24 protein-coding genes are annotated in these 26,684 nt (G+C 35.7%); 13 read left to right on the plus strand and 11 right to left on the minus strand.

What is annotated here, in order from left to right; all coding sequences use genetic code 11:
- Positions 1 to 10: 10 nt before the first annotated feature.
- From ACTB0X_RS14790 to trmD, 4 genes are all read right to left on the minus strand, one after another.
- Positions 11 to 889 (minus strand): DUF4249 domain-containing protein, encoded by an 879-nt coding sequence (locus tag ACTB0X_RS14790; RefSeq protein WP_463025827.1) that lies wholly within the window; start codon positions 887 to 889, stop codon positions 11 to 13.
- A gap of 4 nt (positions 890 to 893) precedes the next feature.
- Positions 894 to 3,242 carry a TonB-dependent receptor gene (locus ACTB0X_RS14795; RefSeq protein WP_463025828.1) on the minus strand — a complete coding sequence of 783 codons (2,349 nt, stop codon included), beginning with the start codon at positions 3,240 to 3,242 and terminating at the stop codon, positions 894 to 896.
- Positions 3,243 to 3,408: 166 nt separating this feature from the next.
- Entirely contained in the window at positions 3,409 to 3,765 is a 357-nt protein-coding gene (rplS, locus tag ACTB0X_RS14800; protein ID WP_463025829.1) for a 50S ribosomal protein L19, read from the minus strand.
- Positions 3,766 to 3,831: 66 nt separating this feature from the next.
- On the minus strand, positions 3,832 to 4,521 hold the full coding sequence (gene trmD / locus ACTB0X_RS14805; RefSeq protein WP_463025830.1) for a tRNA (guanosine(37)-N1)-methyltransferase TrmD: 690 nt from the start codon (positions 4,519 to 4,521) through the stop codon (positions 3,832 to 3,834).
- A gap of 83 nt (positions 4,522 to 4,604) precedes the next feature.
- On the opposite strand from trmD, the gene ACTB0X_RS14810 reads away from it, so the two are divergent.
- From ACTB0X_RS14810 to ACTB0X_RS14820, 3 genes are all read left to right on the plus strand, one after another.
- Positions 4,605 to 5,120 carry a GNAT family N-acetyltransferase gene (locus ACTB0X_RS14810; protein ID WP_463025831.1) on the plus strand — a complete coding sequence of 172 codons (516 nt, stop codon included), beginning with the start codon at positions 4,605 to 4,607 and terminating at the stop codon, positions 5,118 to 5,120.
- Positions 5,117 to 6,166 (plus strand): endolytic transglycosylase MltG, encoded by a 1,050-nt coding sequence (gene mltG, locus ACTB0X_RS14815; RefSeq protein ID WP_463025832.1) that lies wholly within the window; start codon positions 5,117 to 5,119, stop codon positions 6,164 to 6,166. Before ACTB0X_RS14810 ends, mltG begins: the two co-directional genes overlap by 4 nt.
- A gap of 61 nt (positions 6,167 to 6,227) precedes the next feature.
- Positions 6,228 to 7,640, plus strand: coding sequence for a phosphohexomutase domain-containing protein (locus ACTB0X_RS14820; RefSeq protein ID WP_463025833.1), 1,413 nt, complete (start codon positions 6,228 to 6,230; stop codon positions 7,638 to 7,640).
- 185 nt (positions 7,641 to 7,825) lie between these two features.
- Here the strand turns inward: ACTB0X_RS14820 and apaG are convergent, their stop codons facing one another.
- Both apaG and ACTB0X_RS14830 read right to left on the minus strand, forming a co-directional pair.
- Complete coding sequence (apaG, locus tag ACTB0X_RS14825) at positions 7,826 to 8,212, minus strand: Co2+/Mg2+ efflux protein ApaG (RefSeq protein WP_463025834.1); 387 nt, start codon at positions 8,210 to 8,212, stop codon at positions 7,826 to 7,828.
- Positions 8,213 to 8,255: 43 nt separating this feature from the next.
- Positions 8,256 to 9,584: a type IX secretion system plug protein gene (locus ACTB0X_RS14830; protein WP_463025835.1), complete on the minus strand. Its 1,329-nt coding sequence runs from the start codon at positions 9,582 to 9,584 to the stop codon at positions 8,256 to 8,258.
- A 214-nt stretch (positions 9,585 to 9,798) separates the two neighbouring features.
- Here ACTB0X_RS14830 and ACTB0X_RS14835 point away from each other — a divergent pair, with 214 nt between their 5' ends.
- Genes ACTB0X_RS14835 through nqrF form a run of 6 tightly spaced genes read left to right on the plus strand, consistent with a single transcriptional unit; the run spans position 9,799 to position 15,752 of the window.
- Positions 9,799 to 11,145, plus strand: coding sequence for a Na(+)-translocating NADH-quinone reductase subunit A (locus ACTB0X_RS14835; RefSeq protein WP_463025836.1), 1,347 nt, complete (start codon positions 9,799 to 9,801; stop codon positions 11,143 to 11,145).
- A 24-nt stretch (positions 11,146 to 11,169) separates the two neighbouring features.
- Positions 11,170 to 12,360, plus strand: coding sequence for an NADH:ubiquinone reductase (Na(+)-transporting) subunit B (locus tag ACTB0X_RS14840; RefSeq protein ID WP_463025837.1), 1,191 nt, complete (start codon positions 11,170 to 11,172; stop codon positions 12,358 to 12,360).
- A 20-nt stretch (positions 12,361 to 12,380) separates the two neighbouring features.
- On the plus strand, positions 12,381 to 13,103 hold the full coding sequence (gene nqrC / locus ACTB0X_RS14845; protein ID WP_463025838.1) for an NADH:ubiquinone reductase (Na(+)-transporting) subunit C: 723 nt from the start codon (positions 12,381 to 12,383) through the stop codon (positions 13,101 to 13,103).
- 20 nt (positions 13,104 to 13,123) lie between these two features.
- The gene (locus ACTB0X_RS14850; RefSeq protein ID WP_463025839.1) at positions 13,124 to 13,786 is read left to right on the plus strand and encodes an NADH:ubiquinone reductase (Na(+)-transporting) subunit D; all 663 of its coding nucleotides are present in this window, start codon (positions 13,124 to 13,126) and stop codon (positions 13,784 to 13,786) included.
- Between the two features lie 14 nt (positions 13,787 to 13,800).
- Positions 13,801 to 14,415 (plus strand): NADH:ubiquinone reductase (Na(+)-transporting) subunit E, encoded by a 615-nt coding sequence (gene nqrE / locus ACTB0X_RS14855; RefSeq protein WP_160633671.1) that lies wholly within the window; start codon positions 13,801 to 13,803, stop codon positions 14,413 to 14,415.
- 26 nt (positions 14,416 to 14,441) lie between these two features.
- Positions 14,442 to 15,752, plus strand: a complete 1,311-nt coding sequence (nqrF, locus tag ACTB0X_RS14860; protein ID WP_463025840.1) for an NADH:ubiquinone reductase (Na(+)-transporting) subunit F — start codon at positions 14,442 to 14,444, stop codon at positions 15,750 to 15,752.
- Positions 15,753 to 15,844: 92 nt separating this feature from the next.
- Here the strand turns inward: nqrF and meaB are convergent, their stop codons facing one another.
- The 5 genes from meaB to ACTB0X_RS14885 all read right to left on the minus strand — a co-directional run bounded on the left by meaB (position 15,845) and on the right by ACTB0X_RS14885 (position 20,611).
- On the minus strand, positions 15,845 to 16,864 hold the full coding sequence (gene meaB, locus ACTB0X_RS14865) for a methylmalonyl Co-A mutase-associated GTPase MeaB (RefSeq protein ID WP_463025841.1): 1,020 nt from the start codon (positions 16,862 to 16,864) through the stop codon (positions 15,845 to 15,847).
- A 3-nt stretch (positions 16,865 to 16,867) separates the two neighbouring features.
- On the minus strand, positions 16,868 to 17,509 hold the full coding sequence (locus tag ACTB0X_RS14870) for an O-methyltransferase (protein WP_463025842.1): 642 nt from the start codon (positions 17,507 to 17,509) through the stop codon (positions 16,868 to 16,870).
- Position 17,510: 1 nt separating this feature from the next.
- The gene (locus ACTB0X_RS14875; protein ID WP_463025843.1) at positions 17,511 to 18,740 is read right to left on the minus strand and encodes a M16 family metallopeptidase; all 1,230 of its coding nucleotides are present in this window, start codon (positions 18,738 to 18,740) and stop codon (positions 17,511 to 17,513) included.
- 16 nt (positions 18,741 to 18,756) lie between these two features.
- Positions 18,757 to 19,044: a hypothetical protein gene (locus ACTB0X_RS14880; protein ID WP_463025844.1), complete on the minus strand. Its 288-nt coding sequence runs from the start codon at positions 19,042 to 19,044 to the stop codon at positions 18,757 to 18,759.
- Between the two features lie 109 nt (positions 19,045 to 19,153).
- Positions 19,154 to 20,611: an MltF family protein gene (locus ACTB0X_RS14885; protein ID WP_463025845.1), complete on the minus strand. Its 1,458-nt coding sequence runs from the start codon at positions 20,609 to 20,611 to the stop codon at positions 19,154 to 19,156.
- Between the two features lie 69 nt (positions 20,612 to 20,680).
- On the opposite strand from ACTB0X_RS14885, the gene ACTB0X_RS14890 reads away from it, so the two are divergent.
- The 4 genes from ACTB0X_RS14890 to ACTB0X_RS14905 all read left to right on the plus strand — a co-directional run bounded on the left by ACTB0X_RS14890 (position 20,681) and on the right by ACTB0X_RS14905 (position 26,287).
- Positions 20,681 to 22,795 carry a WG repeat-containing protein gene (locus ACTB0X_RS14890; protein WP_463025846.1) on the plus strand — a complete coding sequence of 705 codons (2,115 nt, stop codon included), beginning with the start codon at positions 20,681 to 20,683 and terminating at the stop codon, positions 22,793 to 22,795.
- A complete protein-coding gene (locus ACTB0X_RS14895; protein WP_463025847.1) occupies positions 22,786 to 23,421 on the plus strand; it encodes an NUDIX hydrolase in 636 nt (211 codons plus the stop codon). Before ACTB0X_RS14890 ends, ACTB0X_RS14895 begins: the two co-directional genes overlap by 10 nt.
- Before the next feature lie 397 nt (positions 23,422 to 23,818).
- A complete protein-coding gene (locus ACTB0X_RS14900; protein ID WP_463025848.1) occupies positions 23,819 to 25,576 on the plus strand; it encodes an aromatic amino acid hydroxylase in 1,758 nt (585 codons plus the stop codon).
- Positions 25,577 to 26,287, plus strand: a complete 711-nt coding sequence (locus ACTB0X_RS14905) for an SDR family NAD(P)-dependent oxidoreductase (RefSeq protein WP_463025849.1) — start codon at positions 25,577 to 25,579, stop codon at positions 26,285 to 26,287.
- Positions 26,288 to 26,684 lie beyond the last annotated feature (397 nt).

Here is a 26,684-nt window from a genome sequence, read left to right on the forward strand (position 1 = left end):
CAACCTTTTTTTAAGGTGTTACAATAGCGCTTCTTTTAGAAATAGCTGAAATGCTAAAAGCACCCAACATTTTCTTTTGTGGTTGATTATTCGCATCTCTGATGTTTCCATAAACATTGGCAGGTGGAGTGGCAAATAACCCACCATTGTTCGTTTGAACGGAAACAGCCTCTAAAAACTCATGAATTTCCTCATTAATACTCAATAGTTCCACTCGGATACTATCATTTAGTTGATAGTAAGTATCATTTTCGTTGATTGTAAAAACTCGAAGAGGAAATATAAAGAGTTTACCGTCATCCGCTAAATCACCAAATGCTGCATCTTTATCAGTCAAATAAAAGGTGCCATCACCACCAACTCTTTTTCCATTTTGATAAGCTTTTATCCAATAAAAATCAGTTCGGTTAGGGATATCAGTTGCGAAAAATTCGGCAGTATATCCATCATCTTCATCTTCTTTAGGGGCATCGTCAAATTCAAATGCAATGCTATCAACAGGAGGTACTGGGTTTAATACAGAAGTAGCCGTAAAAAACTCACTTCCAATAGTCAAATTCATAGTGTACGTAACTCCAATACTATCAATCTTTTCGCCAGTAAAAGTCGGTGTCCATACATAATAACCATTGTTACGTTCTACAAAATTATATAAGGACCCATCATTTCCAGAAACAGTAACATTCGCTCCTTTTATAGAAGGCGGTTGACTATTATCAAAGTAAGAAGCCGTAGTTGTTAATCGAATAAATTGCTCACGACTCTCATTCGTTATAAAGGCGTCAGCAACGTAAAGTGTTTCTCCATCTTGTAAATTGATGTCTACAACATCTTCACAAGAAACAAGGGAGATACTTAGAATCAATAGGAATATCAATTTTGATTTCATAGTCTTAAAAATTAAAGTTATAAGAAATAGCCGGAACCAATGTTCCTATAACTGAGAATTGTATAGCTTCTGTTCGTCGTCTATCGTCTTCGTTTTGCTGAAAGTATATGCTAAACGGATTCTTTCTAGCGTACAAATTGTACACTGAAAATACTAGTTCAGAATCCCACTTTTTAGTGTTGTCTGGATTCAAATTAAGAGTTGCTGAAATATCCAAACGATGATAAGCCGGAATTCGAACATTATTTCTGCTTTCTTCAGAATTGTGAGGAATTACCGCACCTTGCACCTCGTATCGACTAGTAGGAAATGTAGTTGGGGTTCCTGAAGACAATACAAAGTTTGCAGAAAAACTCCATTTCTTCGATAAATCATAGCTTCCTACTACATTTAAAATGTGGGTTTTATCAAATCTTGTAGCGTACCATTCATTGTTGTTAATGCCATCTACCTTTCTTTCACTTCTAGAAAGAGTATAACTGATAAATCCATTAAACTGTCCTTTTACTTTTTTCAAATATAATTCCAAACCATAGGCTCTGCCATCTCCACTTAATAAATCTGCATCTAGGTTTTGGTTGAAGAATATATTTGCATTATCAATATAATCTATTTGATTTTGAAAATCTTTATAGAAGACTTCTACTGAGGTTTCATAGGTATTTTTCTTCAAATTTCTAAAGTATCCAACGGCCACTTGATCCACTAATTGTGGTTTTAAGTTGTTGTTGGTAGGCAACCAAATGTCAACTGGAGTTGAGGCTACAGTATTAGAAATTAAGTGAAGGTATTGCGCCATTCTATTGTAGCTTCCTTTTACAGAACTTACTTCATCAATCGAATAGTTGATAGAAAAACGAGGCTCAGGATTAATGTATGAAGCAATTACTTCATTATCGTCGTAGGTTTCTATCCGATCCAATTCTTTCCGAACCCCTGCTGTGGTATCTCGATAATACCTCGCTTCTCCTTTACCTAGTTGAGCAAAATTAGAAAGTCTAATCCCGTATTGTAAGGTAATTCTTGATCCTATCTTTTGTTCATTTTGTAGGTAAAGCGCATTTTCAATGGCATATTTTTCAGGAAGTGTTATCGAACTTCCATCACCACCAGTTGTGAATGAAGCATCAGCCGGTTTGAAAACGTAATAAATGGCTTGGCCTCCAAATTTTAGTGTATTCTTATTATTGATAAAATAGGTGAAGTCAGGTTTCACACTGTAGTTTATTATTTTTGAGTTCCAGTCGAAATTATCCAATGGTTCTTCTGGAATATTCACTCCTAGTTTGTAATCGTAATTGCTGTAATAGGCCGATAAGTTCAAGAAAAGTTTCTCATTGAAAATATGATTCCACCTCAAAGTAGAAGTGGCATTTCCCCAATCAAAAAAGAACCCACTTCCAAATACATCTCGTCCAAAAAATCCCGAAAGGTACAGTCTGTTCTTATCATTAATTTGGTAATTAACCTTTGCGGTCAAATCATAAAAATAGAACTTACTGTCTTTCAGATCATCTCTTAAAAATGGCTTTGCCAATATATCAGCATATGATCTGCGACCTGCAATTAGAAAAGACGCTTTGTCTTTCTTGATAGGGCCTTGCAGTGCTAATCGGCTAAAGATTAAACCAACACCACCCGAACCTTCAAATTCTTTTGAGTTTCCTTCATTCATTCTAACATCCAATATGGAAGATAGTCTACCACCATATTCAGAAGGAATTCCACCTTTAATAAGAGTGACATTTTTGACCGCATCTGGATTAAATACAGAGAAAAATCCCAATAAGTGAGAGGAGTTAAACACCGGTGCTTCATCTAAAATGACCAAGTTTTGGTCGATTCCACCACCCCGAACATTGAAACCAGTACTACCTTCCCCAACGGTGCTTACTCCTGGTAGTAATTGAACACTTTTGATCACATCAGCTTCACCTAAAAGTGCTGGAATCTTTTTGATTTGTTTCGAATCCATTTTGGCGACACTCATCTCTACTTTGGTCACATTGGCATCACTTCTTTCACCGGTTACTATTACTTCGCCTACTTCATTCGCTCGTTCAACTAATTCTATGTTGTATTGACCGTTGGTAGTGAAGTCTATCGTTTTAACTTGATCTTCAAATCCAATAAAAGAATAAGTGATTTCATATTCGCCCTTAGGCAATGTCAGGGAGTAAAACCCGTAAACATTCGCAGTGGTTCCCATTGAAATGGCTTTGCAATAAACAGAAGCACCGATTAACTCTTCACCGTTGCTGGCTGATTTTATGGTTCCACTGATCGTGAATTTTTCTTGAGCAAATGTGTTGAAGGATAGCAAGAAAAGAAAGGCAATTGAAAGGTATTTCATTGTTTGATTTTTGAAAGCGCAAATGTAATAGTTCAAATATTAACAAGGGATTAAATTTTACAAACTGCTTGTCAAGCAGATGAACGGTATTTTGGTTCTTGTTTTTAACCAAAAAAAAACCTTTGCTTGCAAGCAAAGGTTTTTTTAATCAAGCAATTTGATCTATTTATTTTTTTACAATAATCTTTTCTTTGATTCTTGCAGATTTTCCTGTTAATTCTCTCAAGTAGAAAATACGAGCTCTTCTTACATGACCTTTCTTGGTAATTTTAATTCCTTCGATGAAAGGTGAGTTGCAAGCAAAAATTCTTTCTACACCAACACTACCTGACATTTTTCTTACTGTAAATGTCTCAGTGTTTCCGCTGCTTCTTCTTTGAAGAACTACTCCTTGAAAAGTTTGAACTCTTTCCTTGTTTCCTTCTTTAATCTTATAGTCTACAGCAATTGTATCTCCTGCTCTAAAATTAGGGATGCTGTTGTTGCTGCTTAAATCGTTTTCAACAAATTGTATTGCGTTCATATCTTGTAAACTTTACCTCTAATAAAATTGGTCTGCAAAAGTAGCTATTAAAATTAAATCTGCAAACTACTCTGATGAATTATTTTTCAATAAATCTGGACGTCGAGTTAAAGTTCGCTCCATTGCTTGCTCGTGCCGCCATTCTTCTATCTTTTTATCGTCTCCTGAACGCAAAATTTCAGGCACTTTTAGCCCATTGAAGTCAGCTGGACGTGTATAAACTGGAGGAGCCAACAGATTATCTTGGAAAGAATCGCTCAAAGCAGAGGTCTCATCATTCAAAACGCCAGGCAACAATCTAATGATGGCATCAGACAATACTGCTGCTGGTAATTCGCCACCTGAAAGCACATAATCACCAATGGAAATCTCTAAAGTCACGTAATGATCCCGAATTCGTTGATCGATTCCTTTATAATGGCCTGCCAAAATCATTAAATTGCCTTTTAAAGAAAGTTGATTGGCTAGTTGTTGATTCAGTCGCAAACCATCAGGGGTCATGAAAATTATTTCATCGTAACTTCTTTCCGATTTCAATTGTTCAATGCATTTTGAAAATGGAACAATGGACATCACCATTCCGGCTCCACCACCATAGGCGTAGTCATCCACTTGCTTGAATTTCTTTTCAGAGTAATCTCTCAAATCGTGCAAATGAATTTCTACCAATCCTTTCTCTTGTGCGCGCTTTAAAATGGAAGCAGAAAAAGGGCTCTCTACTAATTCAGGTAAAACGGTAATGATGTCAATTCTCATTTTATACTTTCAATAATGGAAGATGACAAAGTTAATGGAACCAAAATAAATAGACGGTAATTGTATTTTAATACTTTTGCAGTATGGAAGAATTTCCGAAAGTTGTGTTAAGAGCCATGGAGCCCCAAGATTTGGAGTTGCTTTTTCAGTGGGAAAATAACCCAGACAATTGGCCTGTAAGTGGAACGCTTGCCCCATTTTCGAAATATACGTTGACGCAGTTCATTGCTTCTCCTCAAGATATCTTCACCAATAAGCAATTGCGTTTGATGATTTCGCTCAAGGATTCGAATCGATGCATCGGTTGTGTGGATTTATTTGAATACGATGTGTTGAGTCGGAGAGCTGGTGTGGGAATATTGATCGCAGATGAAAACGACAAAGGCAAAGGGTATGGAAAAAGTGCGTTAGCCGCGTTGTCTGCTTATGCAAAGAATACGTTGAATTTGCACCAGCTTTTTTGCAATATAATGCTAGACAATAAAGCAAGCCTAAAATTGTTTGAGCAATCGGGATTTGAGTTAATAGGGGTGAAGAAAGATTGGCAGTTGATTCAAGGGGAGTGGGTAGATGAAGCAATGTATCAAAAGAAATTATGAAGAAAAAAGGAAGTGCTGTTAAAAAGGCCATTTTTATCGCTTTAGCGATTTTTATAGTGATAGGAGTGGTCATAGGTATGATTATTTATGAGAAAGTATTCATGCCCAATGTGAAAGTTAAGGAAACGACTTACCTATATATAAAGACAGGTTCTGGGCTTTCAGATGTTCAGGAAAGTTTGTACAATCAACAAATAGTAGAAGATACGGCTAGTTTTAAGTGGGTCGCTGAAAAGAAAAATTACAACAAACACGTTTATCCAGGTCGTTATAAAATAGAGCGCAAAATGAACAATAATGAATTGGTGGATTTATTGCGATCTGGAATTCAAGAGCCCATTCAGTTGACATTTAATAATGTTAGAACGAAAAAAGAATTGGCAGCTAAAGTAGCAACCTATATCGAAGCGACAGAATCTGAAATTTTAACATTGTTGAATAGCGATGAATTGGCTAAAAGTTATGGATTCAATAGTCAAACCTTTATAAGTCTCTTCATTCCTAATTCTTATGAATTTTATTGGAACACGACTGCTGAAGGTTTTATAAAACGAATGGCGAAAGAGTACAAGAACTTCTGGAACGAAAGCCGAATGGCTAAAGCAAATGCCTTGGGAATGAAACAATCCGAAGTGTCTACACTGGCTTCGGTTGTTCAAGCAGAACAATTGATGCGTCCGGATGAGCGACCAAGAATAGCTGGATTGTATTTAAATCGACTAAAGTTGGGAATGCGATTACAATCGGATCCAACTTTAATATTCGCAATTGGTGATTTTACGATTAAACGAGTGCTGAATAAAGACATGGCGATTGATTCAAAGTACAATACCTATTTATATGCTGGATTACCTCCTGGGCCGATAAACGTTCCTGAGATTTCTTCCATTGATGCCGTATTGAATGCTGAAAAGCACAACTATTTATACATGTGCGCCAAAGCAGACTTTACTTCTTACCATAATTTTGCGACCAATTTGGCGCAGCACAATGTGTATGCAAGGGAGTATCAAAGGGAACTTAGCCGTAGACGGATAAATCGATAATTTTGTATATTTGTCGCCGCTTGAGAAAATAGATGAAAATTAGATATTTAGATATATTATTATGACAAAAATTAAGTTTGGAACGGATGGTTGGAGAGCAATTATTGCTAAAGATTATACGGTAGAAAATGTAGCTCGTGTGAGCATAGGAACAGCCAATTGGTTGAAATTGAATTTTGAAAATCCTTCAGTGGTAATTGGCCACGATTGTAGATTTGCAGGTGAATTGTTCGCCGAAACTACAGCAAAAGTATTGGCTGATTCTGGTGTAAAGGTTTACATCGCAAAAGGATTTGTTTCAACTCCGATGGTTTCCTTAGGAACATTAAAAATGAAAGCAAGTTTAGGAGTGGTAATTACTGCTTCACATAACCCGCCTTCTTACAATGGATTTAAGTTGAAAGGACATTTCGGTGGTCCATTATTGCCTGCACAAGTGCAAGAAGTAGAAGATTTAATCCCCGATGAAAACACCATTGATTTAGATGCTATCCGATGGGAAGATTTAGAGAAAAAAGGAAAAGTAGAGTACATTGATTTAGAAACAATGTATGTAGATCACGTGGAAGCGAATTTCGATATGGAAGCCATTCGAAATACTGACATGCATTTTGCATTTGATGCCATGTTCGGAGCAGGACAAGATGTGATGCGACGATTATTACCAGACATCACCTTTATGCATTGCGATTACAATCCTGGTTTTGAAGGTCAAGCGCCTGAGCCTATTCACAGAAACTTAACTGAGTTTTCTGAATTGTTGCAATTAGCTGAAGGTGATTTAGACTGTGGTTTAGCAGTGGATGGTGATGCTGATCGAATTGGATTGTATAACTCAAGGGGAGAGTTTATTGATTCTCATCACATCATTTTGTTGCTGACGTATTACCTGGCCAAAGAAAAGAAAATGACGGGTAAAGTGGTGAACGCATTTTCAGTTTCACCAAAAGTGAAAAAGTTATGCGATGCTTTAGGACTAGAATACCAAGTCACTAAAATTGGGTTTAAATACATTGCGGGCCACATGGTTTCTGAAGATGTATTGGTTGGTGGAGAAGAATCGGGCGGAATTGCTATTAAAGGTCACATTCCGGAAAGAGACGGGATTTGGATGGGACTAGTGATTTGGGAATACATGGTGAAGTCTGGCAAATCATTGGATGATTTGATCGACGAAGTGTATAAAATCGTTGGTGCTTTCAAATTTGAACGAATTGATTTGCATTTAGAAGAAAGCGACAAAGTAAGAATTATGCAAAATTGTATCGATGGAAAATACAAAAGCTTTGGTAATTACAAAGTGGAGAAAGTAGAAGACATCGATGGTTTTAAGTTTTACTTCGCGAATGACGAATGGGTGATGATTCGTCCTTCTGGTACTGAGCCAGTATTGAGAACGTATGCTGAATCAAAAACGACTGAAGGTGCTTTTGCTATTTTGAAAGCAACACATGAAGCATTTTCTGCCAAATAACCTTGTTAAAGGTATATTTGGTGAATGCCGACATACTGTAAACAAATAGTGATGCAATAACATGCTGCCATTTGGAGGATTTAATAGCTAAGTCGGTATAAGAAATAAGAGTAAACTATATAAAAATAGAAAGGCTGCATTAGTTGATGTAGCCTTTTTTTTGTGAATAAACTCTTAAAATAACCTCAATTCAATCGATAAGGAGTAATGAATCGAAATGGATCGATATCCACTTCAAAAAGGTTTTCTTCTTTCAAGTTTTTGAATAAATATTTTCCTTTCATCATACCCACATCTGAATGCAGCCTGCAAGCAGATTGATAGGTGTATTTCTCAGAAGGTAAAATAATGGGTTGTTGTCCAACAACACCTTCTCCATCTACCGAATATTGCTGACCATTGGAATCTAAAATGTCCCAATGCCGCCGCAACAATTGAAAAGGTTGATCTGAATTGTTCTCAATCGTTATAAAATAATCAAAGTAATACACCGCATTTAATGGAACAGATTGCTCTGAATTAAATCGGGTAATGGTACTGATTTTTATATTGTTGGTTAACTTGCTTACCATAACTTCTAGTTTTGGATGACACTCAAATTTAGCGAAATAATCATTAATTAAAATACAAACTAATTAATTGGTCATATACCGTTCCTTGAGGGCGGTGATAAACGAAGATGTAATAATCGTTTTGAGTTTCAAAATGAGAACCTTCAACGGTAAATACGTCACCTTCTTTTTCGCCATCTGGCAAAAACACATATAAATAGTTGTAATATCCTTGCTTTAGAAATGGGGAGGCTTTGTAGGCTTTATTTTCGTAATCGTATTGCATTTTAAACTCTTCATCAAACTCCCAATTGGTTAATCGACCGAAAACGTATAGATTTCCATTAGCTAATGGTTGATCCATCTTTAAATTAAAATGAACTTTTGCATAATCGGCTTCATTGAAGCTGTCTCTGCTGTCGTCTCGCTTTATCAAGAACTGACCATTCAAATCTTGAGCAGTTAAATAACGAATGGACGCTCGGGAGTTTTCTTGAAGCAGGTAAACATGGTTTTTGTTGTCCTCTTCATAAACGATGTCTTCCACATTGATCGATTGGTAGCGCAAGTCTTTAATGTCGAAGTTTCGGAACTCATTACCGGCCCAAAACAAATTTTTATCCTCGTAATTATAATCCAATTCTCCACCTTTCATGTAAAGTGGTTTAAGTCCTGTGATGGCGTTGTCCCACCTGAAGTTTTGGCGAACAACGATATTTAAATCTTGGTATGGATCATTGATGGTGTAGTTTGGATGGAATATGGAAAAGTCAACTTCATGTTTAAAATCTCTATAACGAGCCAATGTAGCTGCTTTTACATTCGCGACAACCTCTACCTTATTGTCTACAATATAAAACTGTTTGGTCAATAAAATATCTTCTTCATTTCCATTGGTGTACACTTTTAATAAATAGTTCCCTGATTTTATAAAGTTAAAATTTGCATTGGGGAAGTTAAGTTGATAATTGATATAGGGCTGAGTGGTATTGAAGGAAAATTTATAATCTTCTATAAAACCACTTGCAAATCCACTCATGTATTCTGGTTGAATTAATATGGACGGTTCCCAATTCGCATTGCAGTGCACAAAGCTGTAATTATAAGTTTCAAACTTCTTGCCCAACACATCAAAACTCAATGTTAATTGCCCATTTGCTCTCATAAATAAAATTGGATAAGACATCTGATCGTCTTTCTGAAAAAGCTTTACCGATTTAACATTGTCTTTGTAAACATGATCCTCGTATCGCAGAAAGTTGTCTTCGTAGTAATCTGTTGGTTTAGAAGTCGCAGTTGATTCTTTAATTTCTTTAGGCGGCTTGCTCGCCTTTTTAGCGGGATTACAAGCAAATAAAATGACACACAATAAACTTAGTTGGACGTTTCGCATTTAAACTATTTTGAATAGAAAACAAATATATTCAAACCAATTTTAAAACGATTTGTTTCCCTTATTATTAGATACAACAATGGGCGTTGTTTAGTATTTTTTATGAAACATTAAATTAATGTTAAAATTGTTCATTAAAAGTTTTACAAAAATACTTGCCTATAGTTTAGTAATAATTAAATTTGCGCCCGATTTGTATATTGAAACAATTACTATGTCAAGAGAGATAAAAATCAAACGCGGTAAAGACATTAAGCTAGTAGGTTCTGCAGAGAAGATACATGCCAATGGTTTACGTTCAGAAACGGTAGCCTTGAAGCCATCAGACTTTATTGGAATTAGACCGAAAATGCTGGTAAAAGAAGGTGATCTGGTTAAGGCAGGAACGCCACTATTCTTCGATAAAAACAACGAGGCGGTTAAATTCGTGTCACCTGTAAGCGGAAAAGTTGCTGAAATTAAAAGAGGCGCGAAGCGTGTTATTTTAGAAGTGATAATTACTGCTGATCAGGAAGTTTCTTACGAGAAATATGAGACTGGCGGGAATTTGTCAGGCGATAAAGTAAAAGAGTTGATGCTTTCTTCTGGTCTTTGGCCGATGGTAAGACAACGTCCTTTTGATGTCATCTCTAATCCTAACGAAGCGCCAAAAGCAATTTTTATCTCCGCTTTTGACTCAAGTCCTTTGGCTCCTGATTTCGACTTTATATTACATGGTCAGTCAGCGGCATTTCAAGCAGGAATTGATGCCATTGCAAAGTTAACAACTGGTAAAGTGCATTTGAATATCAATGGCGCAACTAGAGCAGACGATGCTTTTACAGCAGCTAAAGGTGTTCAATTGAATAAGTTTGTTGGACCACACCCCGCAGGTAACGTGGGAGTTCAGATTCATCAATTGGAGCCACTTTCTAAAGGAGAAACCATTTGGTTTGTGAATCCACAAGATGTGGTAACGATTGGTAAATTCTTCATTTCAGGACAATACGATGCATCAAGAATAATTGCATTAACAGGTTCTGAAGTTTCAAATGCAAAGTATTACAGAACGATTATAGGAGCATCAGCTAAGAGCATTTTTACTAATAACGTAAAAGAAGGTTCAAATAGATATATCTCAGGGAACGTATTGACAGGTACAAGAATTGAAATGGATGGGTATTTAGGTTTCTATCACCACCAATTCACTGTTATTCCTGAAGATCACAGTCCTGAACTGTTTGGATGGATTATGCCAAACTTTGGAAAGTGGAGTAATTCAAGAGCTTTGTTTTCTTGGTTAATGCCAAACAAAGAGTACAAGCTAGACTCTAAAATGAATGGTGAAGAAAGAGCATTTGTAGTTACCGGACAATATGAAGAAGTTTTTCCTTTTGATATCTATCCACAGCAATTGATTAAGTCAATTATGATTGATGATGTTGAGGCAATGGAAGAGTTGGGAATCTACGAAGTAGCACCTGAAGACTTTGCGCTGTGCGAAGTAGTTTGTACTTCAAAATTGCCATTGCAATCTAAAGTTAGAGAAGGTCTTGAGAAATTAAGAATTGAATCGTTATAAATTATTATCTAAAAGATATACAAAGTGAATATATTTAGAAAGTTATTAGATTCTGTAAAGCCAAATTTTGAGAAAGGTGGTAAGTTGGAGAAGTTTTACCCAGCTTATGACGCATTCGAAACATTTTTGTTTGTTCCAGGACATACGGCAAATACAGGTGCTCACATTCGTGATGCAATAGATTTGAAAAGAACAATGATCACAGTTGTGATCGCCATGATTCCAGCTTTGCTTTTTGGAATCTGGAATACAGGATATCAGCACTTTTTGGCATTGGGACAGCCAGATGCTGCATTTATGGACATGATTGCTTTTGGTGCTATGAAAGTACTTCCTATTGTTATCGTTTCTTATGCGGTAGGTTTAGGTGTCGAATTTATTTTCGGAATCATCAATGGTCACAGTATTAACGAAGGGTTCTTGGTAACAGGGATGCTGATTCCTTTGTGTTTGCCAATTGGTATTCCTTTGTGGATGGTTGCTGTAGCTACTATCTTCGCTGTTGTGATTGGTAAAGAAGTATTCGGTGGAACCGGAATGAACATTTTGAACGTAGCCTTAACTGCTCGTGCTTTCTTATTCTTTGCTTATCCTACATTAATGTCAGGAGATAAAGTTTGGATTGACACAACGACTGCTGCAGGTGAAACGTTAGCTGATGGATATACAGGTGCGACTTTGCTGGCACAATCAACTGAAAGTGCAACAACTTATATCAATGCTGCCGGCGTTCAGTTTACTGATATTTTTTCAGCGGCATTTATGGGAACCATTCCTGGATCAATTGGAGAAACATCTACTTTAGCCATCTTAATTGGTGCAGCCATCTTAATCTATACCGGTATTGGTAGTTGGAGAATTATGTTGTCAGCTGCTATTGGTGGATTAGTAATGTCATTAATTTTTAATGCATTTGCAGTGAATCCATTCATGGAAGTTCCTGCTATTAATCAATTGGTTTTTGGTGGTTTTGCTTTTGGAATTGTATTCATGGCTACTGATCCTGTTACTGCATCACAAACTACTCGTGGTAAATGGATCTATGGATTCTTAATTGGAATTTTTGCAATTATGATTCGAGTATTTAACCCGGCTTACCCTGAGGGAGTAATGTTAGCAATTTTGTTCATGAATGTAATGGCTCCTCTTATTGATCATTACGTGATTAGAGGAAATGTTAGCAAGCGATTAAAAAGAGTAAAAGTAGCTGCGTAAGCGAATAAAAAATAAAAGACATGGATGTAAATAAGAACAGTTATATTTTCGGCTTCTCTGCAATCTTGGTGATTGTAGTGGCTGCGATACTTTCATTTGCTGCAGAAAGCTTAAAGCCAATGCAAGCCGAAAATGTAAGAATCGAAAAAATGCAGAATATCTTGGCTTCAGTAGGTGTTGAAGCAACTCCAGAAGAAGCAGGTAAGATGTTCGATCAATACATTGTTGACCAAAAATTATTGAGCTTTGAAGGTAAAGTAGTTGAAAAAGATGGTTTGACAGCATTTGATATTGATGCAGTAAAACAATACAAAGACAAAAACTTGACTGAATCGGAGAAGTATTACCCTTTGTTTACTTTTCAAGATGAAGAAGGAAAGAAATTCATTGTTCCAATGGCAGGTAAAGGTCTTTGGGGTCCAATCTGGGGATATGTTGCATTTTCAGATGATATGAATACTATTGTAGGATCTACTTTTGATCACAAATCAGAAACCCCCGGTTTAGGAGCTGAGATTAAAGAAAAGTTCTTCCAAGAAAAATTCATCGGTAAAACGATTTTCGAAGGAGATAAGTTTGTTTCAGTAGAAATTGTAAAAGGTGGTCAGCCTTGGGATTCTCCGCATAAAGTGGATGGTATCTCAGGTGGAACAATTACAAGTGTGGGAGTTGGAGAAATGATGGAAAGAACGTTAGGCGTTTATGTACCTTATTTCAAAAGTAACCCAAAAGCTAGTCTATAATTATTTAATAATACAGTATCATGAGTGAAACTGCAGAAGTGAAAGTAAAAGAACCTTTATTTTCAAGGAAGAATAAGAAGCTATTAACAGATCCATTAAATGATGATAACCCGATTACTATTCAGGTATTGGGAATCTGTTCTGCTTTGGCAATTACAGTACAAGTGAAACAAGCATTTGTAATGGCGCTATCAGTAATGGTAGTATTGATTTTCTCAAACCTTATCGTTTCATTGATGAGGAATTTGATTCCATCTCGAGTTCGAATCATTGTTCAGTTGGTAATTGTAGCTGCTTTGGTAATTTTAGTGGATCAAGTGTTGAAAGCTTTTGTTTACGATGTTTCAAAACAACTTTCAGTGTTCGTTGGTTTGATTATTACAAACTGTATTATCATGGGTCGTTTGGAGGCTTTTGCTATGGCAAATAAGCCAATGCCATCTATTTTAGATGCGATTGGTAACGCAGCAGGTTACGGTTGGATTCTAATTATCGTAGCTGTTTTTAGAGAGTTCTTTGGAAGTGGAAAATTATGGGGAGTTCAATTGATCCCTCAATCGTTCTACGACTTTGGATACTTTAATAATGGGTTGATGATTTTGCCTCCAATGGCTTTGATCACTGTAGGAATCATTATTTGGGTTCAGCGTTCAAGAAATACTAAATTAATCGAGTCTAACTAAGAAATATTATTATCATGGATTACATTAATATATTCGTCAAATCAATATTCGTAGAGAATATGATTTTCGCCTATTTCTTAGGCATGTGCTCTTATTTAGCTGTTTCCAAAACGGTAAAAACAGGAGTTGGTTTAGGAGCTGCAGTTATCTTTGTATTGGGAATAACTGTTCCAATTAACTTCTTATTGGAAAACTATATTTTGAAAGAAGGTGCAATGACATGGATGGGTGAAGAGTTTGCTTCAGTTGACTTAAGCTTTTTAAGTTTCATTATGTTCATCGCAGTTATTGCTTCTATTGTTCAGTTAGTAGAAATGGTTGTTGAGAAATTTGCTCCTGCATTGTATGGTGCATTGGGAATCTTCTTACCATTAATTGCAGTAAACTGTTCTATCTTGGGTGGATCTTTATTTATGCAAGAAAGACAATATTCTAGTTTAGGTGAAGCTACTGTTTTTGGATTAGGTTCAGGAGTGGGTTGGTTTTTAGCAATTGTTGCAATTGCTGCCATTAGAGAAAAAATTAGATATTCAAATGTTCCTGCTCCCTTAAGAGGTCTTGGAATTACTTTTATCATAACAGGCTTGATGGGTATTGCCTTCATGTCTTTTATGGGAATCGAATTATAATAGTCATTTAAAGAAAAACAGAAAATATGTTTTTAGCGATTAATACAACCACAATTTTTACGGCCATTGCCGTTGCATTTATTGTAGTTCTTCTTTTGGTTTCCTTACTGTTGTGGGCAAAAGCGAAGTTAACGGCTTCAGGTCCTGTAAAGTTGATTATCAATGGAGAAAAGACAGTTGAAGTAAGTGCAGGAAGTACCATCTTATCTACTTTGGGTAACGAGAAAATATTTTTGCCATCTGCTTGTGGTGGTGGTGGAACTTGTGCCATGTGTAAATGTCAAGTACTTTCTGGTGGTGGGGAAATTCTACCAACTGAAAAGCCTTATTTTTCTAGAAAAGAAATTGCAGAGAACTGGAGATTGGGTTGTCAAGTGAAAGTGAAGCAAGACATGGAAATTCAAATTCCTGAAGAAATTTTTGGAATTAAGAAGTGGGAATGTGAGGTAGTTTCTAACTACAACGTTGCGACTTTCATCAAGGAATTTGTTGTAAAATTACCAGAAGGAGAAACTTTAGATTTCGAAGCAGGTGGTTATATTCAGTTAGATGTTCCTGCAATAACTGTTGATTTCAAGGAGATGGACATTAAGCCACTTCCGGATGATCCAGCAGGTCCAGACAAATTCCAAGAAGATTGGGATAAATTTGGTTTGTGGAATTTGAAAATGGTGAATCCTGAGCCAATCTTTAGAGCTTACTCTATGGCCAATCACCCTGCAGAAGGGAATATCGTAATGTTGAACATTCGTATTGCTACTCCACCTTGGGATAGAGCGAATAATGCATGGATGAATGTAAACCCAGGTATTTGTTCTTCTTATGTATTTAGTAGAAAACCAGGAGATAAAGTAGTTGTTTCTGGACCTTATGGAGAATTCTTCATTAAAGAAACGGATGCAGAAATGGTTTATATTGGTGGTGGTGCAGGTATGGCTCCATTAAGAGCTCACATATTCCACTTATTTCACACGCTTAAAACTGGTAGAAAGGTTTCATATTGGTATGGTGGTCGATCAAAAAGAGAATTATTCTACATTGATCAATTTAGAAAGATAGAAAAAGAATTTCCAAATTTTAAATTTCACATCGTATTGTCTGAGCCATTACCGGAAGATAACTGGAAAGCAAAGACAAGTATGGATGGAGAAGGAGATGGATTTACTGGTTTTGTTCACCAGTCTTTCATCGACAATTATTTATCAAAGCATGATGCTCCAGACGAAATAGAATTTTATTTCTGTGGGCCTCCAATGATGAACGCAGCAGTGATCAAAATGTGTGATGACTGGGGTGTACCAGAAGAAAATGTAGCATTTGATGATTTTGGAGGTTAATCCATAATAATCAGATTTCAAAACATAAAAAAAGGTCTCTAGCATTTGCTAGAGACCTTTTTTGTTATCCTATTTTTTAGATTACTAATAGATTAGTTGGATTTTTTGATTAACTCGTCCACCGCAGAAAAAGGACTTCTTTTCCCATCAATCACTAATTTCTCTAGTTCTTTAGAGCGTGTTTTATTCGATTCATTTTGCATGAATCTTTGAATAATCTCATTCTCCAAGGCTTTGTGATACCATTCCAAAGCTTGTCCTTTTCGTTGCTTTTCAAAAAAGCCATTCTTTTCGATTAAATCAAAGTACTGCAAAGTGATATTGTGCACCAAATCAATATTTGAAGATTCAAGAGCAGAACAAGTTTCTACTTTCGGAATCCAACCACTTGTAGAAGCTGGAAACAAGTGCAATGCATTTTTATATTCAGTACGCGCCCTTCTCGCAGACTTTAGGTTTTCTCCTTCGGCTTTATTAATCACTAAAAGGTCTGCCATTTCCATGATTCCCCTTTTTATTCCTTGAAGTTCATCTCCAGCTCCGGCTAACATCAACAATAAAAAGAAATCGACCATGCTTTTTACTTCTACTTCACTTTGTCCAACACCAACTGTTTCGATAAGTATGGTGTCAAATCCTGCGGCTTCGCATAAAATGATGGTTTCTCGAGTAGCTTTACTTACTCCGCCCAAAGATCCCATTGATGGAGAAGGCCGAATATACGCTCCTTCCAAATTAGAAAGTGATTCCATTCTGGTTTTATCGCCAAGAATACTTCCTTTGTTTCGATTGCTACTTGGATCTACAGCTAAAACGGCCACTTTTTTCTTTTTCTCTTTAATCAAGTATTGACCAAAACTTTCAATGAAGGTGCTTTTTCCAACACCTGGTACTCCTGTAATTCCAATTCGTTTAGATTTTCCGGAGTAGGGAAGGCAAGCATCAATAATTTCATGTGCTTTTTGTTTATCCGAATATCGGCTGCTCTCTACCAAAGTAATCGCAATACTCAAAAAGGAAATGTCTTTGCATAGAATTCCAACTAGAATTTCTTCAGTTGTATATTCTTTTCGGGCCTTAGTTAGTTGTCTTATGTTTTTATTAATACTCAAACCTTACTTTTTTCGGATAATCATTAAACCATCCCGTATTGGGAACAGTATGTTTTCTACTCGCTCATCATTTTGAATTGCGTTATTAAATTGCTGCAAAGCGATTGTTTCAATATCTTTTGGATTCGCTTCTTCAGTTACTTTTCCACTCCAAAGTACATTATCTGCGATGAGTATTGTTCCAGACTTTACTTTATCGATTAAGAGATTATAGTAATTGAGGTAATTCTCTTTATCAGCATCAATGAATATTAAATCAAAATCTATATTAAGTGATGGGATAATTTCCAATGCATTTCCAATGTGTTGCTGGATCTGATCTGAAAACGGAGATTCTTTAATGTATTTATTAGCGATTGTTTCTAATTCTTCATTTATGTCAATAGTGTGTAAAGTTCCTCCAGTAACTAATCCTTCCGCCAAACACAAGGCTGAATATCCAGTATAGGTTCCAATTTCTAAAATGTTTTTTGGACGCAACATTTTTGAGAGCATACTTAAGGTTCTTCCTTGTAAATGTCCGCTCAACATTCGCGGTTGCAAAACAGTTAAATGAGTTTCTCGATTCAATCGATTAAGAAGATCTGATTCATCCGTGGTATTCGCTTCTGTATAATTCGATATATGTTCAGGTAAAAAATCCATTTTATTTATTGATATATGCGAGGTAACTAAAATCGTTGGTATTTAATATTTCATTGGAGATAGAAAGCACTTCCTTGGAAGTAATGGATTCCACCTTTTCAATGATTTCCTCTAAGGTAGAAATTCTATTATGGACCATCAAACTTTTACCGTATGACAACATTAAAGCTTGGTTGTTTTCTCTTCCCAAAGCCATTTGTCCGATAATCTGTTTTTTTGCTTGTGAAAGCTTTCGAGCACTTAGCTCTTTTTCTCGTAATTGCTTTAGCGCTTTGTTCACTACAGCTATCGTTTTGTCTAAATATTGCTGATCAGTTCCTAAATATATTGAGAATAGACCACAATCTGAATAAATGGAATAATTGGACTCTATATTATAGGTGTATCCTAACCGTTCCCTTACTTCCATATTTAAAATACTATTCATCGCAGGTCCACCAATCAGATTATTCAATAGAATCATACCATTCTTTTTACTTTCAATGGTACTGTAGGCCATATTTCCGCAGATATAATGACTCTGGTAATGGTCTTTTTGAATCGACTGCTCTACTTTTTGGTACGTTTCAAAGGTTTCCCGCTGATGATTACGTTTTTTCCGTATTGGTGCATTAAAATGTTTTTCTAAAGTTTCTTTCAATCGTTTCTCAGAAAAAGCGCCAACAGAACTAATCACCATTTCTTCTGTCGCATACAATCGATCCATAAAATTATGGATACTTTGTTGCGTGAAAGATTTTATGTGCTTTTCTGTTCCAAGAATATTGCTGCCAAGCGGGTGCTTTCCAAAAACTAGCTCTTCGAAGTCGTCATAAATTTGATCATAAGGACTATCTAAATAAGAAGCGATTTCATCAATGATCACATCTTTCTCTTTAATAATTTCTTTTTTCGGAAAAATGGAGTTGAATGTGATGTCTGCAATTAATTCAGCAGCTCTATTCAAATGCTCTTTCAAAAAGGAGGCATGAAAAACCGTTTCTTCTTTTGTCGTGTAGGCTTCCAATTCTCCACCCACACTATCCAATCGATTTAAGATGTGAAACGATTTACGTTTTTTAGTTCCTTTAAAAATGGTGTGCTCTATAAAATGAGCCAATCCCTTCTCACTTTCCAACTCATCTCTTGAGCCAGCATTAATGAAAAGTCCCAGGTGTGCAACTTTTGTTGACTTTACTTGTTTGTGAACTACCCGAATCCCGTTCTGTAGTTCAAATATTACGAATTCCATATTGCAAAAATATGGTTTAGTTCGTCGGAATTAACTGATAAGATAAACCAAATTTTAGATAGTAATCGCTTCCTATCATTTTTTCTTGATATGAGGTGCCTCCTGGAGATATTAAATCTCGACTATAGGTATTTGTAATGTCTCGATTGATTTGATAGGCTGCTAATAATTTCAATCTTTCACTCAATTGAAAATTGAATCCTGCATTAATTTCAGCACCAATTTGAAAGTTATTTAAACTAATTGCAGGATTAACTCTTTTAGATTGGATAATTGACCCTGCATAAAAACCTCCCCCAATCACCAATTGATTTTTCTTGTGAATAAGAAATTGAGCTAGAAAGGAGTAATAAAAAAAGTAGAGCTTGTGGGTAGTAAATAAGTTTTTTTGGGATCATGATTTTGATTTAAAATTACTTTGAATTGATAGAATCAGTTACATTTTCGTAGTGCTTAAATCTTTCTATCACTTCTTTCACATAGTAATAAGGTTCTCTTCCTCGACAGTACCCATGCCTTACTACTGGGTCTTTATAGAATTTTGGTTTTGATTTGTTTTTAAGCATTTCGGCAACATTTCCATCCCAAACCATAGGGTCTAACTCATATTTTTCTGCTAAACGAATAGCATCCCAAATATGACCTAATCCTACATTATAGGCAGCGAGTACAAACTTAATGCGTTCATTTGGATCAAATACTTTTTCTTTTAGTTCTTTGTCTAGATATTTTAAATACTTAATTCCTGCCTCAATCTGATCTGCATTGGTCGAGCTACTATCTATTCCAAGTTGCTTTGCCGTATTTGGCATCAATTGCATTAGTCCGGAAGCCCCCGCCCACGAAACTACTGCTGGGTCAAATTGAGATTCCTGATAAATTAAAGACGCAATCAAGCGCCAGTCCCAATTAATCGCTTTTGTTTTATCCTTTATAATGTCGTCAAAAGGTGATATAATTCCACTTTTTGCACTGTAAAAATCACTAATTACACGATTCCTGTATGAGTATATGTTCCTGAAATATTTCTGGTAAAGGTATTTGAATTCAACCGTTTTCTTAAAATCGGTCAACCATTCATCAATAGCTTCTGCCAAATCAGGTGAATTTTTCCGTACCGCCCATGAAATTCTTTGTTTTAGACTAATTGAAAGACTAATGTCTATATTGTTAAAGAATGAAGTGTTGATTCGAGCTATATTTTTATCTGCAATGGTATAATCTATTTCTCCTTTTGAAACTTGTTCGATTAACGTTTCGGTACTAATGTCCCCATCCACCGTTGTTATATTTATTTCAGCACCTATTTCATCCGAAAGATTCACCAACCTAGAGTAAAAGGAAGAATTTTTTCGAACATAAATTTCTTTTCCTGCTAAATCAGTTGCCGACTGCAATAGTTTTGAGTTGAGTTTGCTTTTACTCATGTTCTGATAACCCTCAGGTTTTCGTTGGATCAATACTTGCTCAGTTAGATTATTAAGTTGAGTAAACTTGACCTCCTTTGCTCTTTCTTTAGTCACCGTCCAATTGGCAGCGATCACATCACCTTGATATGTATTCAGAAGTGAAATAATATCGTCCATGTTTTTTACAGGAATGACTTCAAGGTCCACATCAATGTGATTGGCGAAGGTTTCTAAAAGTTCGTATTCATATCCCATTGGTTGGCCTTTGTAAACGAAATAACTCGTGGAGCTATAATCAATCAATGCACGCAAAACACCTTTTTCTTTAATTGTTTTTAGATCATACTTCTGTTTCGACTCCTCTTTTTCTATTTGAGGGGTTTTGTCTTGATTGCACGAAGTAGTAATACCTATTGCAACTAAACAAAAGAAGATTAAAGAATATAGTGTTTGTTTTATCATATAAGAAGTTAAGAGAGATGTAGCATCTGATTTGTTTAATTAATTTCGCTTTCAAAATTATTTAGTGCCATGCAAAAACAGTTGCTACTTCTATTTACTAATATACTACTTTTCTCTTCAGTATCTATTGCTGGAAAAGTTGATCGTGCATTTGATGCGTTAGAAATTTACAATTATTTCAAAGCGAAACAACTTTTTGAGAAAGGAGTAGGGCATGAAGACGCTGCAGCAGCATATGGTTTAGCTATTATCTACTCTAAAAACGACAACCCGTTTTATTCACTCGACTCAGCCAATAAATACATTAAGCTTTCTCAAAGGTATTGGCCTGAACTGTCTGTTCGTAAACGAAAAAAATACTTAGAATATAGTTTTGACTCTACAGCTATTATTCAATTAGAAGATTCTATTCATTTTAAGAAGTTCAATGAAGTATTGAAGAAAAATACCATAAAGAAATACAATCACTTTATATCAAATTACACAAATGCGAGGCAATTGGACGTCGTAATTTCATTGAGAAACGAATTGGCTTTTGAACAAGCAAAAGCAACAGGGACTCCAGAGGCTTATTTTATGTTCATGGAAAGGTATCCTGAGTCATCTCAATTATCAGAAGCTAGAGCAAATTATGAGCTAAGTTTGTATGAATCCATTACGAATTCGCAGTCGATAGCTAGTTATGTCACTTTTCTAGAGCAATATCCGGACAGTCCATTTGCTTATAAAGCTCAAGATGAAATATACAATCGAAGTACGGCAAAAGGAAGTATTAGTGACTATGTAGCATTTGTAAAAAAGTACACTGCAAATAAGAATGTGAATGTTGCTTGGCGAAACATATATAAATTGTATACGCGTGAGTATACAGCAGAAAAAATAGCAGAGTTTCGATTGGATTATCCCAATTACCCGTTTATGGATGAATTGATGGTGGATTTTGAACTAGCAGCAAAAAAGTTTTACCCGATAAAAAAGGACAATTTTTATGGATACATTGATAAAAATGGGGCCGAAATGTTGCCATTTGAATATCAATGGGCTGATTTTTTCTCAGAGGGAATTGCCATTGTGGAGAAAGACGATTTTGTTGGTGCAATAAATAAACAAGGAACAATCATAATTCCATTTGTATATTCTGAAATAGAACGTTTCAGTAATGGAATTGCTGTGGTGAGTAAAAATGGAAAGTTTGGTTTAATTAATAAATTGAATCAATTAATCCTGTCTCTAGAGTTTGATGAGATCGGTGTTTTTTATGATGGGTTGTCACTCGTTTCTAAAAATAACGCTTTTGGATATATTAATAAGGAAGGGGTGTTAGAGATTCCGATTATTTATAGCTCTGCTGGAGCTTTTCAGAATGGGTTCGCATATGCTGAAATGAATGGCAAAAAAGGGATTATTAATCTAAAAGGAGAAGCTGTTGTTGACTTTATTGCAGATTGGATAGAACCATTTAATAGCGATGGATTAGCAAGAGCTAAAATTAATTCGAAATATGGGGTGTTTGCCAATAATGGTTCATTGATTTTAGACTTTAAGTATGAGAATATTTCAGATTTTTCAAATGGATTTGCACTAGTAGCCGATTCATTAAATAAGTATTCATTTGTCAATACAAAAGGCAAGTTAATTGCCCCATTATCCTTTGAATTTATACCTGAGGCACTTAGTTTTAGCAAATTCTCAAAAGATGGTTTTGCCAAGGTCATCACGAAAGGAAAGATCGGGATAATTGATACGACAGGTGAGAAGGTGGTTCCCGCGATATTTGATGGAATCGGGAGTTATAATCCAAAAGGATTAACTGCGGTAAAGAAAAAGGGAAAGTGGGGATATATGAATCAAGAAACTCGATTAGTGATTTCTTATGACTATGAATTTACAGGAGAATTCGTCGATGGAAAAGCAATCGTTCGAAATGATATGGGGTTTGGATTAATCAATGAAGAAGGCAAACAGCTTCTTCCATTTGAATATAATTCGATCAAATTAATAGGAAAAATGGGTTACATTGTAGAAAAAACTGGAGAGAAGAATCTGCTGTCTTTTGATTTGACTCCTCAATTCAATCAATATTATCAATCAATAGAGGTTGTCGATGAGAATATTATTAAGTTGAGTACTTTAAATTCTTTTCAAGTTTATAACCGAGTTAAAAAACAGATCGTTTGGAAGTAAGATCAACGTTTTCTGAATTCATCATTGATTTAAAAAATCGACTGAAGAATGAATTGCCTGGTGATTTAGCACATCAGAAAATGATGTCTTACAATCGTCCATTAGCTGCTGAAGTAAAAAGAAAGGCTGATTATAGAGAAAGTGCGGTTCTTGTTTTATTTTATCCGATTAATGAAATTCCTCATATTGTTTTTATTCTAAGGCAGAGTTATGATGGAGTGCATTCGGCCCAAGTTGGATTTCCTGGTGGTAAAAAAGAGTTGGATGACGAAGATTTAATTCAAACAGCACTCCGAGAAGCGAATGAAGAGTTAAGAATATTGTCCCATGAAGTTACTATTTTAGGTCAACTTTCGGAATTGTATGTTCCGCCAAGTAATTTTTTAATTTCACCTTTTATCGGGTACACGGAAAGTCAGCCGGCATTTATAAAAGATGAGTATGAAGTGGCCGAAGTGATCGAAGTGCCATTGAAAGATATTCTAGGAAATGAATACCTGACTTCAACAACCATCAATCTGCCAAATGGAGTGAAATTAAAGGTTCCTTGTTTTCAATTCAACGATCGAATTGTCTGGGGTGCTACTGCAATGATCGTTCAAGAATTAATCGATTTGTTAGACTAACACTCTCGTTAGAATAAAATAAATGCCATAAATGACAATGAAGCTGATTAGGATTTTGAATGATCCTTTAAAATACTTCGGGTTCTTTTGAATATCCTTTCGATAAGCGAAGATCATTCCTATAATAAAGGAAACAAGAAAGAATATTGCAAAATAAAATTGACCACTGCTAAACATAAGACACTATATTAAGAGTCCAAAATTAATCAAAAGACACTGATTTTAGTTTCAAAATGCAAATAAGTAATTCAGTTGATTGCTTTCGATCTGTATTGAAACCTTTTTCTCTGTTGATGATGTTCTATTCTCTTCTAATCTTTAAAATAAGTTAGAATTTTTTAGTCATATTGAATGTCTCTTTTCAAATGCTTAATTTTATCATTGTAAAAGTTAGATTATGGAAAGTAACCCGTTGATAGATAGATTGCCATCTCATTTAAAGCAATTTATAGTGGAGCAAAGTAGTGCTGATTATACAGCACAAGACCAAGCTGTGTGGAGATATGTCATGCGTCAGAATGTAAGCTACCTTTCTAAGGTGGCACACGGAGCATATATAGAAGGACTAGAAAAGACGGGAATCGATATCGAAGAAATTCCAGAAATGTATGGGATGAACCGTATTCTGAAAGAAATTGGATGGGCTGCTGTCGCTGTAGATGGATTTATTCCTCCCTCCGCTTTTATGGAGTTTCAAGCTTATAAAGTATTGGTTATTGCAGCGGATATTCGAACAATAGACCACATCGAGTATACTCCTGCACCAGATATTATTCATGAATCTGCCGGTCATGCGCCAATTATTGCCGATCCACAATATGCAGAGTACTTAAGATTCTTTGGAGAAATAGGGGCGAAGGCAATGTCTTCTGCCAAGGATTATGAATTATATGAAGCCATTCGTCACCTTTCTATAATAAAAGAGAATCCAAATACTCAAGAAGAGGATATCATAAAAGCTGAAAAGTGGGTAGATGAGATTTCTGCAAATATGGGCGAGCCATCTGAAATGAGTATGATTCGAAACCTTCATTGGTGGACAGTAGAATATGGCTTGATTGGTACTTTAGACGACCCAAAAATTTATGGTGCCGGATTACTTTCTTCTATAGGAGAAAGCTATTCCTGTCTAAAAGATCATGTGAAGAAGATTCCATATTCGATTGAAGCAGCTCATCAAGCTTTTGATATTACCAAACCCCAACCACAATTGTTCGTTACTCCTTCATTCAATACCTTGACAAGAGTGCTAAATGAGTTTGCAGATACAATGGCATTGAGAAGGGGAGGCTCTTACGGACTTAAATTAGCGGTAGAGTCTAATGCAGTTGCAACTGCTGAATACTCTTCAGGTCTTCAGATCTGCGGTGTATTTACTGATTACATTACAGATGCTCAAGATAATTTAGCTTATGTACAAACCACAGGACCTACAATGTTGGCTTATTACGATAAGGCGCTGGTAGGGCATGGTAAAGATTTTCATGCGGAAGGATTTGGCTCTCCTGTTGGTAAATTAAATGGTTATGCTAAGCCCATCGAGAAAATGTCATACTCTGAGTTAAAAGAAAAGGGAATTGAGACGGGCAGAACTATTTCGATGCAGTTTGAGAGTGGTGTCGAAATTAAGGGATATTTATACTTATTAAGGAAGAATCGATATGGGAATGTGATTATTTTGACTTTTAAAGATTGTACCGTTACTTATAAAGACCGTGTCTTATTCCAGCCTGAATGGGGTTTATATGATATGGCCGTAGGCTGTGAAATTCATTCCGTGTTTAATGGTCCATCCGATGCAGAAGCATTTAACTTAGAATTTAAAGTGCCAGAAGAGAAAACACAGAAGATAATATTCGATGATAAAGCGAAGAATTTACACTCCTTGTATAATAAGGTAAGAAATAGCCGCGAAAAGGATGAATCCGTTAGTGGGTTGCTCGAAATTTGGGAGACTTTAAAAAAGGATTACTCCAATGATTGGCTACTTCCATTAGAAATTGCTGAACTATTGAATAACAAAAAGTCCAATCGAGATACAGTAGAAGAGATTTGTCAGCACTTGTATAGATTAAGTGATACTAGATCTGAAATCTCAACCTTAATAAATAATGGCTTGAAAGCTTATTTGAATCTCACTACAACCGAAGCGTAAATGAATGTAATTATTACAGGAGCCAGTCAAGGACTAGGATTTGAACTGGTCAAGAAGTTTTGTGAGCTTGATTCAAGTCTAAGGATTATTGCGATTGCACGATCAATGGATAAGCTGACGAATCTAAAAATGGTATGCAAAGAGAAATTTGATGTTGATATCACTATCATAGGTATGGATTTTAGTCAAGATAACTTTCACAAGGACATCTTAACGATACTTCCCGATGACTTTAGCAAACTAGACATACTTATTAATAATTCAGCATCGCTCATTAATAAGGCGTTTAAAGACAATGAATATAAAGATGCCTTACTTCTATACAAAGTAAATACATTGGCGCCCTACTTTCTAACGCAAGCGTTATTGCCTTTGCTAGTGAGGTCAGAGAATGCTCATGTAGTTAATATAAGTAGTATGGGCGGTTTTCAAGGAAGTTCTAAATTTCCTGGGTTGTCTTTATACAGTTCATCAAAAGCAGCATTGTCAAACATTACTGAATGTTTGGCAGAGGAATTAAAAGAAACATCAATTAAAGTAAATGCACTTGCGCTTGGTTCTATTAATACAGCTATGCTTAGGAATGCATTTCCTGGATATACCTCACCCAATTCACCAGAGCTAATGGCCAAGTTTGTGTGCGATTTTGCTATAAACAGTGGTTCTATATACAATGGAAAGGTGCTCCCTGTGTCAAATTCCACACCGTAGTAATCTTTCCTTGAAATTAAATAGCTGATATTAAAGTAACTTTAAATTAGTTTTAAATTAATTTAAAAAAAGACTTGTTGTATTAATATTTAGTTCTAATTTTGGCCTCCCATTCAAGGGAACGTTCATAGAAAATGTCGGATTAGAGGTCAGAAAAAAAGTTTTATTTTTTTTTCAATTTTAGTACTAGGAATTAAAAAATAGTATTACTTTTGTCGACCCGAAAAACGGGAATTGAAAGTTTGAAAAGTTGCAAAAAAAGTTTTTTTTAAAAGCTTGTAGTAATTAAAAAGAATTAGTACATTTGCAGCCCCTTAAAAACGGGAGTTCTAAACAAGATTGACATAGCTTATCGAAGCTACGAGATAAATAGAAAAGAGCGTTAGAGATAACGTGA

Source organism: Acidiluteibacter sp., assembly GCF_055129545.1.

What these genes read in the sequence shown, in the direction of transcription:
- ACTB0X_RS14870 (WP_463025842.1), bottom strand. Translation starts at nt 17,509, where the DNA reads ATGGATTTTTTACCTGAACATATATCGAATTATACAGAAGCGAATACC.
- ACTB0X_RS14830 (WP_463025835.1), bottom strand. Translation starts at nt 9,584, where the DNA reads ATGCGAAACGTCCAACTAAGTTTATTGTGTGTCATTTTATTTGCTTGT.
- nqrF (WP_463025840.1), top strand. Translation starts at nt 14,442, where the DNA reads ATGTTTTTAGCGATTAATACAACCACAATTTTTACGGCCATTGCCGTT.
- ACTB0X_RS14790 (WP_463025827.1), bottom strand. Translation starts at nt 889, where the DNA reads ATGAAATCAAAATTGATATTCCTATTGATTCTAAGTATCTCCCTTGTT.
- ACTB0X_RS14900 (WP_463025848.1), top strand. Translation starts at nt 23,819, where the DNA reads ATGGAAAGTAACCCGTTGATAGATAGATTGCCATCTCATTTAAAGCAA.
- ACTB0X_RS14835 (WP_463025836.1), top strand. Translation starts at nt 9,799, where the DNA reads ATGTCAAGAGAGATAAAAATCAAACGCGGTAAAGACATTAAGCTAGTA.
- nqrC (WP_463025838.1), top strand. Translation starts at nt 12,381, where the DNA reads ATGGATGTAAATAAGAACAGTTATATTTTCGGCTTCTCTGCAATCTTG.
- ACTB0X_RS14810 (WP_463025831.1), top strand. Translation starts at nt 4,605, where the DNA reads ATGGAAGAATTTCCGAAAGTTGTGTTAAGAGCCATGGAGCCCCAAGAT.
- nqrE (WP_160633671.1), top strand. Translation starts at nt 13,801, where the DNA reads ATGGATTACATTAATATATTCGTCAAATCAATATTCGTAGAGAATATG.
- ACTB0X_RS14875 (WP_463025843.1), bottom strand. Translation starts at nt 18,740, where the DNA reads ATGGAATTCGTAATATTTGAACTACAGAACGGGATTCGGGTAGTTCAC.
- apaG (WP_463025834.1), bottom strand. Translation starts at nt 8,212, where the DNA reads ATGGTAAGCAAGTTAACCAACAATATAAAAATCAGTACCATTACCCGA.
- ACTB0X_RS14820 (WP_463025833.1), top strand. Translation starts at nt 6,228, where the DNA reads ATGACAAAAATTAAGTTTGGAACGGATGGTTGGAGAGCAATTATTGCT.
- ACTB0X_RS14890 (WP_463025846.1), top strand. Translation starts at nt 20,681, where the DNA reads ATGCAAAAACAGTTGCTACTTCTATTTACTAATATACTACTTTTCTCT.
- trmD (WP_463025830.1), bottom strand. Translation starts at nt 4,521, where the DNA reads ATGAGAATTGACATCATTACCGTTTTACCTGAATTAGTAGAGAGCCCT.
- ACTB0X_RS14850 (WP_463025839.1), top strand. Translation starts at nt 13,124, where the DNA reads ATGAGTGAAACTGCAGAAGTGAAAGTAAAAGAACCTTTATTTTCAAGG.
- ACTB0X_RS14885 (WP_463025845.1), bottom strand. Translation starts at nt 20,611, where the DNA reads ATGATAAAACAAACACTATATTCTTTAATCTTCTTTTGTTTAGTTGCA.
- rplS (WP_463025829.1), bottom strand. Translation starts at nt 3,765, where the DNA reads ATGAACGCAATACAATTTGTTGAAAACGATTTAAGCAGCAACAACAGC.
- ACTB0X_RS14795 (WP_463025828.1), bottom strand. Translation starts at nt 3,242, where the DNA reads ATGAAATACCTTTCAATTGCCTTTCTTTTCTTGCTATCCTTCAACACA.
- mltG (WP_463025832.1), top strand. Translation starts at nt 5,117, where the DNA reads ATGAAGAAAAAAGGAAGTGCTGTTAAAAAGGCCATTTTTATCGCTTTA.
- ACTB0X_RS14905 (WP_463025849.1), top strand. Translation starts at nt 25,577, where the DNA reads ATGAATGTAATTATTACAGGAGCCAGTCAAGGACTAGGATTTGAACTG.